The 1500-nt window shown below is 62.1% G+C and carries 2 protein-coding genes; both read left to right on the top strand.

Going from position 1 to position 1500, the window contains the following annotated elements; all coding sequences use genetic code 11:
* The first annotated feature begins 80 nt into the window (after window positions 1-80).
* Window positions 81-1184 (top strand): IS5 family transposase, encoded by a 1104-nt coding sequence (locus tag OHD58_RS30460; protein ID WP_263807304.1) that lies wholly within the window; start codon window positions 81-83, stop codon window positions 1182-1184.
* Window positions 1181-1462 (top strand): hypothetical protein, encoded by a 282-nt coding sequence (locus OHD58_RS30455; RefSeq protein ID WP_263807303.1) that lies wholly within the window; start codon window positions 1181-1183, stop codon window positions 1460-1462. The genes OHD58_RS30460 and OHD58_RS30455 overlap by 4 nt, the downstream gene beginning before the upstream one ends.
* The last annotated feature ends 38 nt before the right edge of the window (window positions 1463-1500 follow it).

Raw genomic sequence — 1500 nt, 5'->3', positions numbered from 1 at the left:
CTAGCAGGCTGTTGAAAAAGGCACTCGCCACCGGACCGCAGCGGTGATTCACTGGCTTCGAAGGGATTCGGAGGTGACGAGTGCGCGGCGGCGACGATCGAACTGCCGAACTGTTCAGCTACGTGGACCTTGAGGCCCGGGTTCGGCGCAATCATCCATTGCGGGCGATCCGGACCATCGTGACTGAAGCCCTGTCGACGTTAGAGCGTGAGTTCGCGGCGCTGTATTCGCCGATCGGACGGCCATCGATCCCACCGGAGAAGCTGCTGCGGGCGATGCTTTTGCAGGCGTTCTATTCGATCCGCTCGGAGCGGCTTCTGATGGAGCGGCTGGAATACGACCTCCTGTTCCGCTGGTTCGTTGGCCTCGGCGTCGACAACGCAGCCTGGGACCATTCAGTGTTCTCCAAAAACCGAGCCCGGTTGCTGGAAGGCGATATCGCGGCAAAGTTCCTGGCGGCCGTGCTGGCGCAGCCCAAAGTCACGAAGCTCCTGTCCACAGATCACTTCTCGGTCGACGGCACGCTGATCGAGGCCTGGGCTTCGATGAAGAGCGTCAAGCCGAAGGGCGGCCCAAGCGGCGGTCACGGCGAACCGCCGGCTGACGGCGGCGGACGCAATGCGGATGCGGACTTCCACGGCGAGAGGCGATCGAACGAGACGCACGCCTCGACCACCGACCCCGACGCTAGGCTCTACCGCAAAGGGCGGGGCAAGGAGGCCAGGTTGTGCTTTATGGGACATGGGCTAATGGAGAACCGCCACGGCCTGCTGGTCGAAGCCTGTCTGACACTGGCCGACGGACATGCCGAGCGGGTGGCGGCCCTGCACATGATCGAACCTCGCGCCGACCGGTCGCGCGCGATCACTCTCGGCGCCGACAAGGCCTATGACGCAGAGGACTTCGTCAACGAGTTGCGCTCGATGAAGGTAACACCACACGTAGCGCAGAACACGAACGGCCGTTGTTCGGCGATCGATGGGCGCACGACGAGGCATAGCGGCTATGCTGTCAGCCAGCGTATCCGCAAGCGCATCGAGGAGGCGTTCGGATGGATCAAGACCGTCGCCGGGCAGGAGAAGACCAAATTGCGCGGCCGCGATCGCGTCGGGTGGGCCTTCACCTTCGCGGCCGCCGCCTACAATCTGGTGCGGCTGCCCAAACTCATGGCGGAGTCGAGATGACGGTCAAACAAGACAAGCAATGGCGGATCGACAACGCCAACCACCTCAAAGGGCTTCGATTGCAACGTCGCCGCTACGCCCGCTGGAGCGAAACGTGGGATCACGACCACTGCGCCGCTTGCTGGGCTAAATTCGCTGAATTCGAAGGTCCGGACATCGAGCACGAAGGCTACGCAACCGGCGACGACTACCCGAAGGGTGCCTGCTATGAATGGGTCTGCATGACATGCTTCGATGATTTGAAAAATGACATGGAGTGGTCAGCCGACAGCAAGTGATCGCTTGCAGTCCGGCCACTTCTTCAACACCCTGCTAG

The sequence above is a fragment of the Mesorhizobium sp. ZC-5 genome (assembly GCF_025753855.1).
Taxonomy (GTDB): domain Bacteria; phylum Pseudomonadota; class Alphaproteobacteria; order Rhizobiales; family Rhizobiaceae; genus Neomesorhizobium.
This window is presented reverse-complemented; position numbering and strand designations above follow the sequence as displayed.